Annotated in this window: 16 protein-coding genes; 7 read left to right on the forward strand and 9 right to left on the reverse strand. The window is 71.6% G+C overall.

Annotation, left to right across the window (positions count from 1 at the left end; all coding sequences use genetic code 11):
- Positions 1-37: 37 nt before the first annotated feature.
- Together fabI and fabG are read right to left on the reverse strand one after the other, a co-directional pair.
- Positions 38-805: an enoyl-ACP reductase FabI gene (gene fabI, locus FKN01_RS24290; protein WP_143624070.1), complete on the reverse strand. Its 768-nt coding sequence runs from the start codon at positions 803-805 to the stop codon at positions 38-40.
- Positions 806-810: 5 nt separating this feature from the next.
- The gene (gene fabG, locus FKN01_RS24295; protein ID WP_018104724.1) at positions 811-1,530 is read right to left on the reverse strand and encodes a 3-oxoacyl-[acyl-carrier-protein] reductase; all 720 of its coding nucleotides are present in this window, start codon (positions 1,528-1,530) and stop codon (positions 811-813) included.
- Between the two features lie 222 nt (positions 1,531-1,752).
- Here fabG and FKN01_RS24300 point away from each other — a divergent pair, with 222 nt between their 5' ends.
- Genes FKN01_RS24300 through tyrS form a run of 3 tightly spaced genes read left to right on the forward strand, consistent with a single transcriptional unit; the run spans position 1,753 to position 5,986 of the window.
- Positions 1,753-3,276: a TldD/PmbA family protein gene (locus tag FKN01_RS24300; protein WP_143624072.1), complete on the forward strand. Its 1,524-nt coding sequence runs from the start codon at positions 1,753-1,755 to the stop codon at positions 3,274-3,276.
- Complete coding sequence (locus tag FKN01_RS24305; RefSeq protein WP_143624074.1) at positions 3,273-4,667, forward strand: metallopeptidase TldD-related protein; 1,395 nt, start codon at positions 3,273-3,275, stop codon at positions 4,665-4,667. Before FKN01_RS24300 ends, FKN01_RS24305 begins: the two co-directional genes overlap by 4 nt.
- A gap of 50 nt (positions 4,668-4,717) precedes the next feature.
- Positions 4,718-5,986 carry a tyrosine--tRNA ligase gene (gene tyrS / locus FKN01_RS24310; RefSeq protein WP_143624076.1) on the forward strand — a complete coding sequence of 423 codons (1,269 nt, stop codon included), beginning with the start codon at positions 4,718-4,720 and terminating at the stop codon, positions 5,984-5,986.
- A gap of 75 nt (positions 5,987-6,061) precedes the next feature.
- Here tyrS and FKN01_RS24315 read toward each other — a convergent pair whose 3' ends face one another.
- Positions 6,062-6,337 carry a GlsB/YeaQ/YmgE family stress response membrane protein gene (locus FKN01_RS24315; protein WP_093709444.1) on the reverse strand — a complete coding sequence of 92 codons (276 nt, stop codon included), beginning with the start codon at positions 6,335-6,337 and terminating at the stop codon, positions 6,062-6,064.
- A gap of 199 nt (positions 6,338-6,536) precedes the next feature.
- Here FKN01_RS24315 and FKN01_RS24320 point away from each other — a divergent pair, with 199 nt between their 5' ends.
- Both FKN01_RS24320 and FKN01_RS24325 read left to right on the forward strand, forming a co-directional pair.
- Positions 6,537-6,905: a DUF3099 domain-containing protein gene (locus FKN01_RS24320; RefSeq protein WP_143624078.1), complete on the forward strand. Its 369-nt coding sequence runs from the start codon at positions 6,537-6,539 to the stop codon at positions 6,903-6,905.
- A 206-nt stretch (positions 6,906-7,111) separates the two neighbouring features.
- Positions 7,112-7,354: a hypothetical protein gene (locus FKN01_RS24325; protein ID WP_143624080.1), complete on the forward strand. Its 243-nt coding sequence runs from the start codon at positions 7,112-7,114 to the stop codon at positions 7,352-7,354.
- Positions 7,355-7,364: 10 nt separating this feature from the next.
- Here FKN01_RS24325 and moaA read toward each other — a convergent pair whose 3' ends face one another.
- The 3 genes from moaA to FKN01_RS24340 form a co-directional block, all read right to left on the reverse strand.
- Positions 7,365-8,354, reverse strand: coding sequence for a GTP 3',8-cyclase MoaA (gene moaA, locus FKN01_RS24330; protein WP_143624082.1), 990 nt, complete (start codon positions 8,352-8,354; stop codon positions 7,365-7,367).
- A 149-nt stretch (positions 8,355-8,503) separates the two neighbouring features.
- The gene (locus FKN01_RS24335) at positions 8,504-10,135 is read right to left on the reverse strand and encodes a cation acetate symporter (protein ID WP_143624084.1); all 1,632 of its coding nucleotides are present in this window, start codon (positions 10,133-10,135) and stop codon (positions 8,504-8,506) included.
- Positions 10,132-10,497 (reverse strand): DUF485 domain-containing protein, encoded by a 366-nt coding sequence (locus FKN01_RS24340; RefSeq protein ID WP_143624086.1) that lies wholly within the window; start codon positions 10,495-10,497, stop codon positions 10,132-10,134. Before FKN01_RS24340 ends, FKN01_RS24335 begins: the two co-directional genes overlap by 4 nt.
- Positions 10,498-10,781: 284 nt before the next feature.
- Here FKN01_RS24340 and FKN01_RS24345 point away from each other — a divergent pair, with 284 nt between their 5' ends.
- A complete protein-coding gene (locus FKN01_RS24345) occupies positions 10,782-12,320 on the forward strand; it encodes a S8 family serine peptidase (RefSeq protein ID WP_143624088.1) in 1,539 nt (512 codons plus the stop codon).
- A gap of 45 nt (positions 12,321-12,365) precedes the next feature.
- Here the strand turns inward: FKN01_RS24345 and FKN01_RS24350 are convergent, their stop codons facing one another.
- Genes FKN01_RS24350 through FKN01_RS24360 form a run of 3 tightly spaced genes read right to left on the reverse strand, consistent with a single transcriptional unit; the run spans position 12,366 to position 14,980 of the window.
- Complete coding sequence (locus FKN01_RS24350) at positions 12,366-13,409, reverse strand: zinc-dependent alcohol dehydrogenase family protein (RefSeq protein ID WP_143624090.1); 1,044 nt, start codon at positions 13,407-13,409, stop codon at positions 12,366-12,368.
- Positions 13,410-13,430: 21 nt separating this feature from the next.
- A complete protein-coding gene (locus FKN01_RS24355; protein WP_143624091.1) occupies positions 13,431-14,090 on the reverse strand; it encodes a lysoplasmalogenase in 660 nt (219 codons plus the stop codon).
- The gene (locus FKN01_RS24360; RefSeq protein ID WP_143624093.1) at positions 14,087-14,980 is read right to left on the reverse strand and encodes a sterol desaturase family protein; all 894 of its coding nucleotides are present in this window, start codon (positions 14,978-14,980) and stop codon (positions 14,087-14,089) included. The genes FKN01_RS24355 and FKN01_RS24360 overlap by 4 nt, the downstream gene beginning before the upstream one ends.
- 146 nt (positions 14,981-15,126) lie before the next feature.
- On the opposite strand from FKN01_RS24360, the gene FKN01_RS24365 reads away from it, so the two are divergent.
- Positions 15,127-18,246: an NACHT domain-containing NTPase gene (locus tag FKN01_RS24365; protein WP_260697002.1), complete on the forward strand. Its 3,120-nt coding sequence runs from the start codon at positions 15,127-15,129 to the stop codon at positions 18,244-18,246.
- Positions 18,247-18,250: the final 4 nt, after the last annotated feature.

Genomic DNA, 18,250 nt, shown 5'->3' on the forward strand with positions numbered 1-18,250 from the left:
GAGGCGGTGCGCGGCCGTTTCCGTACGGACCTGAGGGTCAGGCGCCCATCATGTGCACGCCGCTGTCGACGTGGATGATCTCGCCGGTGGTCCTCGGGAAGAAGTCCGAGAGCAGCGCGACGACACCGCGGCCGGCCGGCTCCGGGTCCTTCATGTCCCAGGCCAGCGGCGCGCGGGTGTTCCACACGTCGGCGAGCCCGTCGAAGCCCGGGATGGACTTGGCGGCCATGGAGCCGAGCGGCCCGGCCGAGATCAGGTTGCAGCGGATGCCGTCCGGGCCCAGGTCGCGGGCCAGGTAGCGGGAGGTGGCCTCCAGAGCGGCCTTGGCCGGGCCCATCCAGTCGTACTGCGGCCAGGCGAACTGCGCGTCGAAGGTGAGGCCGACGATCGAGCCGCCCTCGCCCATCAGCGGCTTGCACGCCATGGCGAGCGACTTCAGCGAGAACGCCGAGACGTGCATCGCCGTGGAGACCGACTCGAACGGGGTGTTCAGGAAGTTGCCGCCGAGCGCGTCCTGCGGCGCGAACCCGATGGAGTGCACCACGCCGTCCAGCGAGCCCAGCTCGTCGCGGACCAGGCCGGCGAGGCGGTCCAGGTGCTCCTGGTTGGTCACGTCCAGCTCGATGACCTTGGCGGGCTTGGGGAGCTTCTTGGCGATGCGCTCGGTCAGGGTGGGCCGCGGGAACGCGGTCAGGATGACCTCCGCGCCCTGCTCCTGCGCAACCTTGGCGGTGTGGAACGCGATGGACGACTCCATCAGCACACCCGTGACGAGGATGCGCTTGCCGTCGAGAATTCCGCTCATGGTGATCAGTGACCCATGCCCAATCCGCCGTCAACGGGGATGACGGCTCCAGTGATGTACGACGCGTCGTCGGAGGCGAGGAAGCGCACCGCGGCGGCGATCTCCTCGGGCTGCGCGTAACGCGCGAGCGGCACCTGGGCCACGATGCCCTTGCGCTGCTCCTCGGTGAGCACCTGCGTCATGTCGGTGTCGACGAAGCCGGGCGCGACGACGTTGAAAGTGATGTTCCGCGAGCCCAGCTCGCGCGCCAGGGACCGGGCGAATCCGACCAGACCGGCCTTGGACGCCGCGTAGTTGGCCTGGCCGGCCGAGCCGAGGAGGCCGACGACCGAGGAGATCAGGACGACGCGGCCCTTCTTGGCGCGCAGCATGCCGCGGTTGGCGCGCTTGACGACCCGGAAGGTGCCGGTCAGGTTGGTGTCGAGGACGGACGTGAAGTCCTCCTCGGACATCCGCATCAGCAACTGGTCCTTGGTGATGCCGGCGTTGGCGACCAGCACCTCCACGTTGCCGTGCTTCTCCTCGATCTCCTTGTAGCCCTGCTCCACCTGCTCGGGGTCCGTGATGTCGCAACGGACCGCGAGGACACCGGCTTCGGTGAGCTCGGCGGGCGGTTCGCCGGAACGATAGGTGATCGCGACCTTGTCGCCGTTGTCGGCGAAAGCGCGGGCGATGGCGAGGCCGATGCCCCGGTTTCCTCCGGTGACGAGAACCGAGCGGCTCAACGGATCACCCTTTCGTTAGCGGTCAGGTACCTCGGAAACCTATCGGTACCGTCCGCGCGGCGGGGAATCGGCCCCTGACAGCGCCGCTGGCCGGGTGCTGTCGGGTTCCTACAGTCCGAGGCCCGGGCCGGCCCGGAGAATTCCTCCGCGACGGAGCGCGGGCCGTGCTTCACTGCCTCGTAAACATTCCGAGGGTATGTGACCGCGAAGGAGAGGCCGCCCGTGCCCCACGAGGTAGATCAATCGTTCCTGGCGCTTCCGCTACGGGCCCTCGCCGACGCGGCGCTCGCCCGGGCGCGGGCGCTCGGGGCGGCGCACGCGGACTTCCGGTTCGAGCGGGTGCGCAGTGCCACCTGGCGGCTGCGGGACGCCCGGCCCGCCGGGGGCTCCGACACCACCGACCTCGGTTACGCGGTCCGCGTCGTGCACGGCGGCGCCTGGGGGTTCGCCTCGGGCGTCGACCTGACGATGGACGCGGCGGCGCGGGTGGCCTCGCAGGCCGTGGCGATGGCCAAGCTGTCGGCGAAGGTGATCGCGGCGGCGGGCTCGGACGAGCGGGTGGAGCTGGCGGACGAGCCCTCGCACGGGGAGCGCACCTGGGTCTCGGCGTACGAGGTCGACCCCTTCGACGTACCGGCCGGGGAGAAGGCCGGACTGCTCGCCGAGTGGAGCGCGCGGCTGCTGGCGGCCGAGGGCGTGGCGCATGTGGACGCCTCGCTGATGGCCGTCCACGAGAACAAGTTCTACGCGGACACGGCGGGCACGGTCACCACGCAGCAGCGGGTCCGGCTGCACCCGGAGTTCACGGCCGTGGCGGTGGACTCCGCGACCGGCGAGTTCGACTCGATGCGCACCATCGCGCCGCCGGTGGGACGGGGCTGGGAGTACCTGACCGGGACCGGCTGGGACTGGGCCGACGAGCTGGAGCGCATCCCCGGGCTGCTGGCCGAGAAGATGCGGGCGCCGAGCGTGGAGGCGGGGACGTACGACCTGGTCGTGGACCCGTCCAACCTGTGGCTGACGATCCACGAGTCGATCGGGCACGCCACGGAGCTGGACCGGGCGCTGGGTTACGAGGCCGCTTACGCGGGAACGTCGTTCGCCACGTTCGACCAGCTGGGGAAGCTGGCGTACGGCTCGCCCGTGATGAACGTGACGGGCGACCGCACCGCCGAGCACGGGCTCGCGACGATCGGCTACGACGACGAGGGCGTCGAGGCGCAGTCCTGGGACCTGGTGAAGGACGGGACGCTGGTGGGCTACCAGACGGACCGCCGGATCGCGAAGCTCACGGGCCTGGGCCGGTCCAACGGGTGCGCCTACGCGGACTCCCCCGGCCATGTCCCCGTACAGCGCATGGCGAATGTGTCGTTGCTGCCGGACCCGGGCGGGCTCTCCACGGAGGATCTGATCGGCGGGGTGGAGCGCGGGATCTACGTGGTCGGGGACCGGTCGTGGTCCATCGACATGCAGCGGTACAACTTCCAGTTCACCGGGCAGCGGTTCTTCCGCATCGAGAACGGCAGGCTGGCCGGGCAGCTGCGCGATGTCGCGTACCAGGCGACGACGACGGACTTCTGGGGCTCGATGGAGAAGGTCGGCGGCCCGCAGACGTATGTGCTGGGCGGCGCCTTCAACTGCGGCAAGGCCCAGCCGGGCCAGGTCGCGGCGGTCTCCCACGGCTGCCCGTCCGCCCTCTTCCGGGGCGTGAACATCCTCAACACGACGCAGGAGGCGGGACGATGAGCCGCGCCAGCAAGCCCTACGAGATCGTCGAGCGGGCGCTCGAACTGTCCACCGCCGACGGCTGTGTGGTCATCGCGGACGAGGAGTCGTCGGCCAATCTGCGCTGGGCCGGCAACGCGCTCACCACCAACGGGGTCACCCGGGGCCGGACCCTCACCGTCGTCGCCACGGTCGACGGCGCCGAGGGCACCGCCTCCGGGGTGGTGTCCCGGGCCGCCGTCACCGCCGACGACCTGGAGCCGCTGGTCCGGGCCGCCGAGGCCGCCGCGCGCGCCGCGGGACCGGCCGAGGACGCCCAGCCGCTGGTCACCGGGGTGCCCGCGTCGCCCGACTTCACGGACGCGCCGGCCGAGACGGACTCCGATGTGTTCGCCGCGTTCGCGCCGGCCCTCGGGGACGCCTTCGCCCGGGCCCGGGCCGGGGGGCGCGAGCTGTACGGCTTCGCCCACCACCAGATGACCTCCACGTACCTCGGGACCTCCACGGGGCTGCGGCTGCGCCACGACCAGCCGACCGGCACGCTGGAGCTGAACGCCAAGTCGCCCGACCGCACCCGTTCCGCCTGGGCGGGCCGCTCCACGCGGGACTTCAAGGACGTCGACCCGGCCGAGATGGACGCGGAACTGGCGCGGCGGCTCGGCTGGGCGGCGCGCCGGATCGAGCTGCCCGCCGGGCGGTACGAGACGCTGCTGCCGCCGACCGCGGTGGCGGACCTGCTGATCTACCAGCTCTGGTCGTCCACGGCGCGGGACGCGGCGGAGGGCCGGACGGTGTTCTCCAAGCCGGGCGGCGGCACCCGGCTCGGCGAGACGCTGTCCCCGCTGCCGCTGACCCTGCGCAGCGACCCGCACGCGCCGGGCCTGGAGTCGGCGCCGTTCGTCGTCGCGCACTCCTCCGGGGACGGCGGCTCGGTCTTCGACAACGGGCTGCCGCTGGCCCGGACCGACTGGATCGCCGGCGGCCGTCTGGAGCGGCTGACGACGACCCGGCACACCGCGGCCCTGACCGGGCAACCGCTCGCGCCGGCGGTCGACAACCTCCTCCTGGAGGGCGGGGGCGAACGGTCGCTGGAGGAGATGGTCGCCGCGACGACCGGCCGGGCGCTGCTGCTGACCTGCCTCTGGTACATCCGCGAGGTGGACCCGGCCACGCTGCTGCTGACCGGGCTGACCCGGGACGGGGTCTACCTGGTGGAGGACGGCGAGGTGGTGGGCGAGGTGAACAACTTCCGGTTCAACGAGTCCCCCGTCGACCTGCTCTCCCGGGCCACCGAGGCGGGCCGCACCGAGAAGACGCTGCCGCGCGAGTGGGGCGACTGGTTCACCCGGGCCGCGATGCCCGCGCTGCGCATCCCGGACTTCAACATGAGCTCGGTCAGCCGGGGCGTCTGACCCGCCTAGACTGAGGCGTACAAAACACTGCCGTAAGGAGCACAGGAACCGTGACGGACATCGTCGACGAGCTGAAGTGGCGCGGGCTGATCGCCCAGTCCACCGACGAGGACGCCTTGCGCAAGGCTCTCGCGGACGGTCCCGTCACGTTCTATTGCGGCTACGACCCCACCGCGGCCAGCCTGCACGTCGGCCATCTGGTGCAGGTGCTCACCATGCGCCGGCTCCAGCAGGCCGGGCTGCGACCGCTCGCCCTGGTGGGCGGGGCCACCGGTCAGATCGGCGACCCCCGGCCGACCGCCGAGCGCACGCTGAACGACCCGGAGACCATCGCCCAGTGGGTGGCCCGGCTGCGGGCGCAGATCGAGCCGTTCCTGTCCTTCGAGGGCGAGAACGCCGCGGTCATGGTGAACAACCTGGACTGGACCGCGGGCATGTCCGCGATCGAGTTCCTGCGGGACATCGGCAAGCACTTCCGGGTCAACAAGATGCTGACCAAGGAGTCCGTCGCCCGCCGGCTGGAGTCCGACGAGGGCATCAGCTACACCGAGTTCAGCTACCAGCTGCTCCAGAGCATGGACTTCCTGGAGCTGTACCGCCGCTACGGCTGCGTCCTCCAGCAGGGCGGCAGCGACCAGTGGGGCAACCTCACGGCCGGCCTGGACCTGATCCACCGCCTGGAGCCGGGCGCCGAGGTGCACGCGCTGGCGACGCCGCTGGTGACGAAGGCGGACGGCACGAAGTTCGGCAAGTCGGAGGGCGGGGCCGTCTGGCTCGACGCGGAGATGACGACGCCGTACGCGTTCTACCAGTTCTGGCTGAACGCGGACGACCGGGACATCTCGCGCTACATGCGCTTCCTCAGCTTCCGGACCCGGGCCGAGCTGGAGGAGCTGGAGAAGGTCACGGAGGAGCGCCCGCAGGCGCGGACGGCGCAGCGCGCGCTGGCCGAGGAGCTGACGACGCTGGTGCACGGGGCGGACCAGTGCGCCGCGGTCGTCGCCGCGTCGAAGGCCCTGTTCGGCCAGGGTGAGCTGGGTGAGCTGGACGAGGCGACGCTGACCGCCGCCCTGTCCGAGGTGCCGCACGCCCGGGTCACCGAGCTGGGCCCGCTGGTGGACCTGCTGGTGGAGGCCGGTCTGGCGCCGAGCAAGTCGGGGGCGCGGCGCACGGTCAAGGAGGGCGGCGCGTACGTGAACAACGTCAAGGCCGTCGACGGCGAGGCGGCCCCGGCCCGCGAGGAGTTGCTGCACGGGCGCTGGCTGGTGCTGCGCCGGGGCAAGAAGAACCTGGCGGCGATCGAGGTCACGGCCGGCTGAGCCGTCCCCGTACCGCACGGCAGCGGCCGGGCGCGCGTGGTGCGTGCCCGGCCGCTGCCGTGCGTCCCGGCGGATTCAGGTGCGCTGTCTGTTGCCCCGGAGCGAGGCGTACAGCATGTCGCCGACACCGACCACCACCACCGCGCCGATGAGCTGGAGCACATGGCGTGTCCAGTCGATGCCCTTGGTGTCGTTGACACCGATCCAGGTGGCGACAGCGTTTCCGAGGACGCTGCCGATCATGCCGAAGATGACCGTCAGCCACAGCGGAATCTGCTGCTTGCCCGGCAGGATCGCCTTGGCGATCAGTCCGAGGACCAGGCCCACGATGATTGCCCACAACCAGCCCATGTGCTGCCTCCTTGTGCGACGCCGTGTCGCGCATGTCCCGCCCAGTTTCGGCGCTGCGGCGGTCCGCCGCACGTCGGGCGGGTCCGTGCGGACGGCATGCGGTACGTACACATATGGCGTGCCCCGGTCTCGTTCGCGGTGGAGGCCGGGCGTAGCGTAGGAGCGTGCCGGTCCGGGTCCGGGGAAGGTTGGTGGGGACGTGGTGCGCAAACAGGGTGGTGCGGAGGTCTTCCGGATCACGGGGGCCCGGCAGGGGCTGGCCGAGGACGTCCGCGGCAGACAGCGCCGCTATGTGATCTCGATGAGCGTGCGCACGGTGTCGGTGGTGGCCGCCGCGCTCCTGTGGAACGTGGAGCGGCACATCGCGTTCGTGGCGCTCGGTCTCGGGGTGCTGCTGCCGTACGTGGCCGTCGTCATCGCCAACGCGGGCCGCGAGACCAGCCCCGCGCTGCCGTCCACGTTCGTCCTGCCGCCCCAGTCGTATCCGGCGCTCGAAGCAGGCGCGGCGACGCCCTCACCGCAGTCCGGACGCGGTTTCCGGTCTTCGGATGGGCCTGAGCACGACTGAGCCCACGGGGGCCCCAAGCTCAAGAAAAGCTCAGATCAATCATGAAGTTCCGGTGCACCGCGGCAGGGTGTGCGTGACATACTTTGTAGGCGCTCCGCATCCCCCGTCGGAGCGACGGACCGACGCCGGGCAGCTCCCCCCGTGGCTGCCCGGCGTCGCCATTCCCGCGTCCGGGGGCGCGTCCGGCACCCTCTAGGGTTGAGTGCGTGAACTCCCCGGAATCCGCCGAGAATCCCTCCGCCCCCGTCTGTTCGGCCAAGGGCTGCCGGGCCGACGCCGTCTGGGTGCTGGCCTGGAACAACCCGAAGCTGCACACGCCGGAGCGCCGCAAGACGTGGCTGGCCTGCGAGGAGCACCGGGAGCACCTGTCCTCGTTCCTCGGAGTGCGGGGCTTCCTCAAGGACGTGGTGACGCTGGCGGAGTGGGAGTCGCGCCCGGCGTCCCCCTGACGGGTCCGGGTCAGCCGCCGATCGCGGACATCGGGCGGTCGGGCTGCAGGAAGCTCGGGTCGTCAAGGCCGGAACCGGCCTTCTTGCCCCACATCGCCTGCTTCCAGATGCGGGCGATCTCCTCGTCGGGCGCCGCCGAGCGCAGCGCCCCGCGCAGGTCGGTCTCCTCGCGGGCGAACAGGCAGGTGCGGACCTGTCCGTCGGCGGTGAGCCGGGTGCGGTCGCAGGCCCGGCAGAAGGGGCGGGTGACGGAGGCGATGACGCCGACCCGGTGCGGTCCGCCGTCGACGGTCCAGCGCTCGGCGGGGGCGGAGCCGCGCTCGCCGTCGTCCTCGGGGGTGAGGGTGAAGCGGGTGCGCAGCGAGTCGAGGATGTCGCCCGCGGTGATCATGCCGTCGCGCTTCCAGCCGTGCTGGGCGTCCAGCGGCATCTGCTCGATGAAGCGGAGCTCGTAGTCGTGTTCGACGGCCCAGGCGAGCAGGTCGGGGGCCTCGTCGTCGTTGAGCCCCGGCATCAGGACGGTGTTGACCTTGACGGGGGTGAGCCCGGCGTCCCGGGCGGCTTCCAGGCCGGCCAGCACGTCGTGGTGGCGGTCGCGGCGGGTGAGGGTCTTGAACACCTCGGGGCGCAGGGTGTCGAGCGAGACGTTGACCCGGTCGAGGCCGGCGTCCGCGAGGGCGGCGGCGGTCCGCTTCAGCCCGATGCCGTTGGTGGTGAGGGACATCCTGGGGCGGGGGTCCAGGGCCGCGCACCGCTGGACGATGGAGACGAGGCCGGGGCGCAGCAGCGGTTCGCCGCCGGTGAAGCGGACCTCGGTGACGCCGAGCGTGGTGACGGCGATGCGGACGAGCCGGACGATCTCGTCGTCGGTGAGCAGGTCGGGCTTGGCCAGCCACTGCAGGCCCTCCTCGGGCATGCAGTACGTGCAGCGCAGGTTGCACCGGTCGGTGAGCGAGACGCGCAGGTCGGTGGCGACCCGGCCGTAGGTGTCGATGAGCATGTGGGCCCCCTCCCCCGGTGACTTCCCGGTCGTGGTGTCTGACTCTTTCGAGCCTACGCGAGACCGCCGACGGCGGAGGGGCCCGTTTGGCACGAGGCGCGGCGAGGCCGCGTCGTAGGGTCCTACGACGCGGCCTCGGCCGGGCCGGGTCAGTGGGCTCCGATGCCGGTGAGGGACTTGACCTCCAGTTCGGCGTACTTGCCCTTGTCCGGCTCCTCCTTGGACAGGAGCGAGCCGATCCAGCCGAGCAGGAAGCCGAGCGGGATGGAGATCAGGCCGGGGTTCTCCAGCGGGAACCAGGCGAAGTCGACGCCCTTGAACATCGAGGACTTCTCGTTGCCGGAGACGACCGGTGAGAACAGCACCAGGATCACCGAGGAGGCGAGACCGCCGTAGATCGACCACAGCGCGCCCCGGGTGGTGAAGCGCTTCCAGAAGAGGCTGTAGAGGATCGTCGGCAGGTTGGCCGAGGCGGCGACGGCGAAGGCGAGGGCGACGAGCCCGGCGACGTTCATGTCGCGGGCGAAGACGCCGAGGACGATCGCGGCGGCGCCGATGAAGACGGTGGACCAGCGGGCGGCCTTCATCTCCTCCTGCTCGGTGGCCTGCCCCTTGCGGATGACGTTGGCGTAGATGTCGTGGGCGAAGGAGGACGAGGAGGCGAGGGTCAGTCCGGCGACGACGGCGAGGATGGTGGCGAAGGCGACGGCGGAGATGACGGCGAGCATGACCGCGCCGCCGGTGGTGCCGGTCCCGCCGAGGTATTCGGCGAGTTGCGGGGCGGCGGTGTTGCCGGGCGCCTCGATGTTCTTCGGGCCGATCAGCGCGGCGGCGCCGAAGCCCAGGGCGATGGTCATCAGGTAGAAGGCGCCGATGATGCCGATGGCCCAGTTGACGGACTTACGGGCGGCCTTGGCGGTGGGCACCGTGTAGAAGCGGATCAGGATGTGCGGCAGTCCCGCGGTGCCGAGGACCAGGGCCAGGCCGAGGGAGAGGAAGTCCAGCTTCGAGGTGCCGGTGGCTCCGTACTTCAGTCCGGGCTCCAGGAACGCGGAGCCGTGGCCGCTCTTCTCTGCGGCGGTGCCCAGCAGGTCGGAGACGTTGAAGTCGAACTTCCACAGCACCATGAGGGTCATCAGGAGGGCGCCGGCGATGAGCAGGACGGCCTTGACCATCTGGACCCAGGTGGTGCCCTTCATGCCGCCGATGGTGACGTAGACGATCATCAGTACGCCGACCAGCGCAACGATGAGGATCTTTCCGCCGTCGCTGCTGATGCCGAGGAGCAGGGTGACCAGTGCTCCGGCGCCCGCCATCTGTGCCAGCAGGTAGAAGATCGACACGATGATGGTGGAGACGCCCGCCGCGGTGCGCACCGGGCGCTGGCGCATCCGGTAGGCGAGGACGTCGCCCATGGTGTATCGGCCGGAGTTGCGCAGCGGTTCGGCGACGAGCAGGAGCGCCACCAGCCAGGCGACGAGGAAGCCGATGGAGTAGAGGAACCCGTCGTAGCCGAAGAGGGCGATGGCGCCGGCGATACCGAGGAAGGACGCGGCGGACATGTAGTCGCCGGAGACCGCGAGTCCGTTCTGGAAGGCGGTGAACTGCCGCCCGCCCGCGTAGAAGTCGGAGGCGCTGCGGGTCTGGCGGCCGGCCCAGACGGTGATGCCGAGGGTGGCGGCGACGAAGACCGCGAACAGAGTGATGATGAGCGGCCGGTGCTCGCTGGTGGACGAGGCGGCGAGGGTCACGGCGGTGTGGGAGTGGTACGCGGCGCTCATGCGTCGGCCTCCATGCGGTCCTTGATGGCCTCGGCCCTGGGGTCCAGCTTCGCGTTGGCGTGGCGCGAGTAGAACCAGGCGATGAGGAAGGTGGTGAGGAACTGGGCGAGGCCGAAGACGAAGGCCACGTTGATGTTGCTGAACACCTTGGTGCCCATGAAGCCGCCCGCGTAGTTGGAGAGCAGCACGTACAGCAGGTACCAGAGGACGAAGGCGACGGTCAGCGGGAAGGCGAACGAGCGGTAGGAGCGGCGCAGTTCGCCGAACTCCGCGCTGCCTTGCTCCGCGAGGAACGCCTCGGTCGTGGGCTGGGCAGGGCTCTTCTCCGTACTGCCCTCGGGCGGCGGTGCATCGGTAGCCACGGATTCTCCTCGCGACGCGGGTGCGGTGGTGGGGACGATCGGTTGCACGGGTGACCTCGTTCGGGGTGGTGGTGCGCTTCCCCTGACAACGGCACGCAACGCGTGGCGAAGCGGTTCACTTGGGTTCACCCCTTCTCGCCATCACCCCTTCGGGGGGTCGGATGTGCACGTGTTCGTACGAATCGATTGATGTGCCGGGATGACCGGCGCTAGCTTCACTGGTCATGTACGCGACCGGGCGCACCTCGTGTCCGGTCGGCTGACACGGATGAAGTGGAGACCCCATGGCTCATCTGAGATCCGGACGGACGCGCGCACTGACACTGCCCGTCGGATTGGCCCTCACCGCCTCGCTCGGCTTCCTGCCGGCTGGGATCGCCTCCGCCGCCCCGGCGGGGCACGGTGCCCCCGCGGCGGCGGTGCCGGCGGACGGACCGGAACTGTCGTACGTGGTCAACACCCAGGGCGGTCCGGGCACCGTCAAGCAGGTGCGCAAGGCGGTGGAGCGGGCCGGCGGCACAGTGGTGATCGCCTACGACCGGATCGGCGTCATCGTCGTCCACTCGAAGAACCCGGACTTCGCGAAGACGGTCCGCGAGGTCAGGGGCGTCCAGTCGGCGGGCGCCACGCGCACCAACCCGATCGCGCCGCAGGCCACCAAGGACATCGGGGTCGAGCAGCCCCTGACGGCCGCGCAGGAGAGGGCCGCGGCGGCGAAGGCGACGGCGGACCAGGACCCGATGGAGCCGTTGCAGTGGGACCTGCCGGCCATCAAGGCGGACCAGGCGCACAAGAAGTCGCTGGGCAGCTCCCGGGTGACGGTCGCGGTCATCGACACCGGGGTGGACGACACCCACCCGGACCTGGCGCCCAACTTCGACCGCGCGGCCTCCGCGAACTGCGTGTCGGGCGCCCCGGACACCACGGAGGGCGCCTGGCGGCCGAAGCCCGGCGAGAGCGACCACGGCACCCATGTCGCCGGCACCATCGCGGCGGCCAAGAACGGCGTCGGCGTGACGGGCGTGGCGCCGGGCGTGAAGGTGTCCGGCATCAAGGTCGCCAACCCGGACGGCTTCTTCTACACGGAGGCCGTGGTCTGCGGTTTCGTCTGGGCGGCCGAGCACGGCGTGGACGTCACCAACAACAGCTATTACACCGACCCGTGGCTGTACAACTGCAAGAACGACCCGGACCAGGGCGCCCTGGTCGAGGCCGTGTCCCGGGCCGCCCGGTACGCCGAGCGGAAGGGCGCGGTCAACGTCGCGGCGGCCGGGAACTCCGCCGAGGACCTGGCGGCGGACTCCATCGAGGACACCACCAGCCCGAACGACACCACCCCGGGCGGCCGGACCGTGGACCCGCGCCAGTGCCTGGACGTCCCGTCGATGCTCCCGGGCGTCGTCACGGTCTCGGCGACGGGTGCGAAGGGCCTGAAGGCGTCGTACTCGAACTACGGGAACGGGGTCGTCGACGTGGCCGCGCCCGGCGGGGACTCGACCATCTACCAGACGCCCGAGCCGCCGGCGACGAGCGGGCTGATCCTCTCGACGCTGCCGGGCGGCAGGTACGGCTACAAGGCCGGTACGTCGATGGCGTCCCCGCACGTCGCCGGCGTCGTGGCCCTGATCAAGTCGAAGCACCCGTACGCCCAGCCCGCCGCGGTCAAGGCGCTGCTGACGCTGGAGGCGGACGCGAAGGCGTGCGACGCGCCGTACGACATCGACGGTGACGGCACGGCCGACGCGGTCTGCGAGGGCGGCAAGAACCGCAACGGCTTCTACGGGGCCGGTGTGGTGGACGCGCTGGACGCCGTGCGCTGGTGAGCCCGGGGTCCGGGGGCCGCGCGCGGCGGCCCCCGGACCGCCGGATCACGGCTTGATGAGGACCTTGAGCGCCGAGCGCCCGTCCATCGCCTTGTAGCCGGCCGGCACCTCGTCGAGCCCGACGGACAGGTCGAAGACGGGCGAGGGGTCGATGGTGCCGTCCAGCACGTCCGGCAGCAGCTCCGGGATGTACGTGCGCACGGGGGCGACGCCGCCGCGCAGGGCGATGTTCCGGCTGAACATGTCGCCGAGGTCGAGGCCCGTGCCGCTGCCGTGCGGGACGCCGACGTAGCCGATCGCACCGCCGTCCCGGGTGATGCCGACGGCGGTGCGCATCGACTGCTCGGTGCCGACGGCCTCGATCACGCAGTGCGCGCCCTCGCCGCCGAGCAGTTCCCGTACCGCCGCGACGGCCGCGTCGCCGCGCTCGGCGACGACGTCGGTGGCGCCGAAGTCCCGGGCGATGTCCGTGCGCGCGGCGTGCCGGCCGAGCGCGATGATCCGCTCCGCGCCGAGCCGCTTGGCGGCCATCACCCCGCACAGCCCGACGGCCCCGTCGCCGACGACGGCGACGGTCGATCCGGCCCGTACGCCCGCGCCGACCGCCGCGTGGTGGCCGGTGCCGAGCACGTCGGAGAGGGCCAGCAGCGCGGTGAGCAGCCGGTCGTCGGAGGCCGCGGCGGCGGGCAGGGCGACCAGGGTGCCGTCGGCGAACGGGACGCGGACGGCCTCGCCCTGCCCGCCGTCGGAGCCCACCGAGCCCCAGAAGCCGCCCTGCGGGCAGGAGGTGGTCAGCCCCTCGGCGCAGTACGCGCAGCTGCCGTCGGACCAGACGAAGGGAGCGACGACCAGGTCCCCGGCGGAGAAACCGCGCACCTCGGCCCCGGCCTCCTCGACGATCCCCAGGAACTCGTGGCCGATGCGCTGACCCGGCTGCCGCGCGGACTCACCCCGGTAGGCCCACAGGTCGCTGCCGCAGATGCAGGCCCGCAGGACCCTCAGCACCACGTCGGTGGGCTGCTGGATCACCGGGTCGGGCACCTCCTCCACACGGATGTCGTGGGGGGCGTGGATGACGGTGGCGCGCATGGGTGGGGGTCCTCGCTGATCTCAGATGCTGATACTCCTTTCACGGTACGCCCCCGGGCCGGCTTCTTCCGCGACAGGGCTCAGCGCGCCCAGGGTGAGCAGGAGCTGCGCCGCCACGTACGTGAGCATGACCCAGAAGCCGGCGGCCGGGAGCTGCGGCCAGTGCGCGACACCGGTGGCGATGAGCGCGTCGGAGAGCAGGAAGAGGGCCCCGCCGGTCGCCGCGTACCGGCCGAGGACGCCGGAGCGGTACGCCATGGCGGTCAGCAGCAGGCTGTAGCCGGCCATCGGGACGCGCAGCCCGCCCGGCAGCCCGTCCCAGAGCAGGGCGACGAACACGGTGAGCACGACGGCGTACGCGAGCGCCGGGAGCAGCGCCCCGCGCGCCCGGCCGAACAGCACCAGATAGCAGACGTGCCCGGCGGCGAACCAGGCCATCCCGACGAGGAACGCGAGATCGGAGTCGGCCAGCAGGAGCACGTCGCCCGCCCAGCCGCACAGCAGGGCCGCGATCAGGAGCCCCGGGCCGCGCCGGGCCAGCGCGTATCCGGCGAGCAGCGGCATGAGCAGCGGCTTTGCGCCGAGGTGGAGCCAGCCGGGGCCGGTGAGTTGGCCGACGAGGTCGGCGGCGCACGCGACGAGGAAGGCGATGAGCAGGGGCCGCGCGTACCGCCCGCTCACGCGGTGCCCTCCGGGGCGGGCGCGGCGGCGGGGGCGGACGCGGAGCGGGGCGCGGCTCCGGCGGGACGCCAGCCCGGGCCGCGGAAGATCCGCCCGGCCCGCTCGCCCCAGCTGCCCGCCGCGCGCACGTCGCGGGCGATGGCGGCGTACTCGTGGGTGGCGACGCGCAGCGGGTTGTACGTGTGGATGTTCTTGGTGAGTCCGTAGACCGGCCGCACCGTCTCCCGGGCGAACGAGCCGAACCAGCGGTCCCACACGATGAGGATGCCGCCGAAGTTGCGGTCGAGGTAGCCGCCCTGCGAGGCGTGGTGCACCCGGTGGTGGGAGGGCGTGTTGAGCACGTACTCGAAGGGGCGGGGCAGCTTGTCGATCCGCTCGGTGTGCACCCAGAACTGGTAGACGAGGTTGGCCGACGAGCAGAACGCGAGCGCCGCCGGGTGCACCCCGCACGCGATGAGCGGCAGATAGAACGGCCAGGAGGTCACCGAGGTCCAGGGCTGGCGCAGCGCGGTGGAGAGGTTGAACTTCTCGCTGGAGTGGTGCACCACGTGACAGGCCCACAGGATGCGGATCACGTGGTGGCCCCGGTGGGACCAGTAGTAGAAGAAGTCCTGCGCGAGCAGCATCAGCAGGACCGTCCACCACAGGACCGGGACGCGCAGCGGCGTCAGCTCGTACACCGCGGTGTAGATCGCGACGATGGGCACTTTCCACAGCAGGTCGAAGACCAGGCTGCCCAGCCCCATGGTGATGCTGGTGGCGGCGTCCTTCGCCTCGTAGCCGGCGGCGTCCTCGTCGGGATGGAAGTGGTGCAGTGCCATCTCCAGGACGGTGAGCAGGACGAAAGCCGGTATGGACCAGAGCACTGCGTCGGGCAGGTTCGTCGGCATGCCTGCACGGTAGGGCCGGGGCGGGGCGGTGACCAGATGTTGTTACCAACAAGTATGTAAGACCGGCTGACAGCGCTCTTCGGCACCTTCCGGCGGGGCGGGCGTCGTACGATCGCCGCACCGGTGTGGCTTGGGGGAGGACTGCCGTGCAGGGACTGGAAGTCGCGTTGCTGAGACTGGCGACGACGGTGATCGGCGCGGTGGCCAGGTCTGTGCTGGCACCGAGGCCCGGCGCCGGTCTCGTCACCGACCCGGTGCGCCCGCTCCCCCGCCCCGCGAAGCCGGACCGGCTGGCGGAGGTGCTGGGCGCACGGCTCGCGGAGTCGTACGCGGATGTGCCCGGGCACGAGCGCCTGGCCGCCGTGGACGCGGTACGGGACGCCTTCGCGGCCGGGGGCGAGGTGACGGCGGACCGGCTGTTCGCCGCGGGCCTCGATCCGGACCGGCTCGCGGCCTCGCTCCCGGCACCGGACCCGGGACTCTCCGAGCGGGCGAGGGGCCTGTACGGGGAGCTGCTGGGCCGGTGCTGCGCGCACGTGGTGGAGCGGCTGACCGCCGAACCGTCGTTCATGGCGCGCGCGGCGGTGGAGCAGACCCGCGCCGCGGAGCGCACCCGGGATCTGGTGGAGGACGTACGCCGACGGCTCGGCCCGGCCCCGGAGGCCGCGGCCCTGGACTTCGAGGAGCGGTACGCCCGGTTCGTGGCCCGGGCGCACAGCCGGATGGAGCTGTTCGGGCTGACGCTGGGCCGCTCGGCCGGTGACTGGCCGCTGGAGACTGCCTACATCAGCCTGGCGGTGAGCTCCCAGGACAGCGGGCCGCAGTGGTGGGAGGCCGGTGGACCGGAGCGGGTGACGGTCAAGGTGGAGCAGTGCCTCGCGGGCAGCGAGCGGCTGCTGCTGCGGGGGCCGGCCGGGTCCGGCAAGAGCACCCTGGTGCAGTGGCTCGCGGTGAACGCGGCCCGGCAGTCGTTCGGCGGCGAGCTGGCGGACTGGAACCGCTGCGTGCCGTTCGTCCTGCGCCTGCGCGCGTTCACCTCGGACGACCGGCTGCCGGGCCCGGAGGACTTCCTGCGCGCGGCGGGCGTCCCGCTGCACGGCTCGGCACCCGCCGGCTGGGCGGACCGGCTGCTGTGGGAGGGGCGCGGGCTGGTCCTGGTGGACGGGGTGGACGAGGTCCCGGCCCGGCTGCGGCTACGCACCGAGCGGTGGCTGAAGGACCTGATCACCGCGTACCCCCGCTCCCGGTACGTGGTGACGACGCGGCCGTCCGCGGTCCCGGAGAGCTGGCTGTCCGGCGCCGGATTCGAGGCGCACTCGCTGCTGCCGATGCGCGGGACGGACATCCGCGCCTTCATCGAGCACTGGCACAGGGCCGCCCGCCTGGAGTGCGCGTCCGACGAGGAGCGCGACCGGCTCGACACGTACGAGGAGGCGCTGCGGCACGCGGTGGTCACCCGGCGCGATCTGGGCCGGCTCGCCACCAATCCGCTGATGTGCGCCCTGCTGTGCGCGCTCAACCGGGACCGGCGCATGCAGCTCCCCCGGGCCCGGAAGGAGCTCTACGACGCCGCGCTGGACATGCTCCTCGTCCGCCGCGACACGGAGCGCGAGATCACGGGCGTGGAGGGGGTGGACCTGACCCGGGAGGAGCAGACCGCGCTGCTGCAACGGCTGGCGTACTGGCTGATCCGCAACGGCCTGGCGGAGGCGGACCGGGGCGAGGCGCTCGATCTGGTGACCGAGTGGCTGACGGCGATGTCCCAGATCCGGGCGACCCCCGAGGACGTCTTCTCCCACCTCCTCATCAGGAGCGGCCTGCTCCGCGAACCCGCGCCCGGCGCCGTCGGGTTCGTGCACCGCACCTTCCAGGACTATCTGGGCGCCAAGGCCGCGGTGGAGGCCCGCGATCTGGGGGTGCTCGCGAAGAACGCGCACGACGACCAGTGGCACGACGTGATCCAGATGGCGGTGGGCCACGCCCGGCCGGACGAACGCGAGCGGCTGCTGCGGCAGTTGCTGAGGCGCGCCGACCGGGCACCCCGCCACCGTCACCGCCTGGTGCTGCTGGCGGCGGCGAGCGCGGAGCACGCGCCGGAGCTGGGGCCCGCGTTGCGGGCCGACATCCGCGACCGGACCGAGGCGCTGCTGCCGCCGCGCAGCCGCGAGGAGGCGGAGGAGCTGGCGGCGGTCGGGGAGCTGGTGCTGGAACTGCTGCCGGGGCCGGATGAGGTGGAGGGCGAGTACGCGGCGGGGTACGTGGTGAGGACCGCCGGGCTGGTGGGCGGGGACGCGGCCTTCGAGGTCATCAGGCGCTATCGAGGTGACGAGCGACACTCGGTGGGTGCCCAACTGTGCGAGGCGTGGGCCTCCTTCGACACCGTCGCGTACGCGCGGGACATTCTTGCCGCGCGGGCGTGGGACGGGGAGGGCCCCTACCTCTCCGCGTTCACCCCGGAGCATCTGCCGGCTCTCGGTCATGTTCCCGACGCGCGCGCCATCCGGTTGCAGGGGGAGCACCCGGACCTCTCCTCGCTGGCCTCCCGCCCCCACATGACGAAGCTCTTCGTCTACGACAACAAGGGGCTGACCGACCTCACCCCGCTGGCATCGGTGGACTCGCTCACGGAGGTGGGGCTCAGCAAGTGTCCCGGAGTGCGGGACCTCAGCCCCTTGCATGCTCTGCCGCTGACTTGGCTGTCACTGGTTGACCTGCATCCGGATCTGCCGGTCGGTCAGCTGGAACCTTTCACTGGGCTGTCCACCGTGATTCTGGGGCACCGCTTCCCCGTCGACAGCCTCGGCGAACTGCCGCTGAGCCGCCATCTCACCTCTCTGACCGTGGTCGCAGGGGCCAGAGAGATGAGTCTGGAAGGGATCGAGCAGTGGACCACGCTGGAGCACATCCGCATCGACTGCCGGCCCCGACTCCGAGACCTGCACGAATGCGCGGTCTTCCGCAGGCTTCGCAGGATCACCCTCGAAAATCTGGACGACCTTGACTTGGCCGTGCTGGGCGGCGCGTCCTCCCTCGTCACTCTCGACCTCTACCGCTGTCGGCTGCTGCGTGGTCTGGAACCGCTGGCCGAGTTGCCCGGGCTGAAGGCGCTGTCGCTCTACTCCTGGCCGAAGCACCTCGGTGTGTCCCACGCGTACGACCTGACGCCCCTGGCCGCCCTCGACGGGCTCACCATCTCCCTCGGCGCCGACACACCCACCACCGGCGAAGAGCACTTCCCGCCCGACCGGATCAAACGCCTGCGCTGAGCCC

Source organism: Streptomyces sp. 130 (assembly GCF_007096885.1).
Lineage (GTDB): Bacteria > Actinomycetota > Actinomycetes > Streptomycetales > Streptomycetaceae > Streptomyces.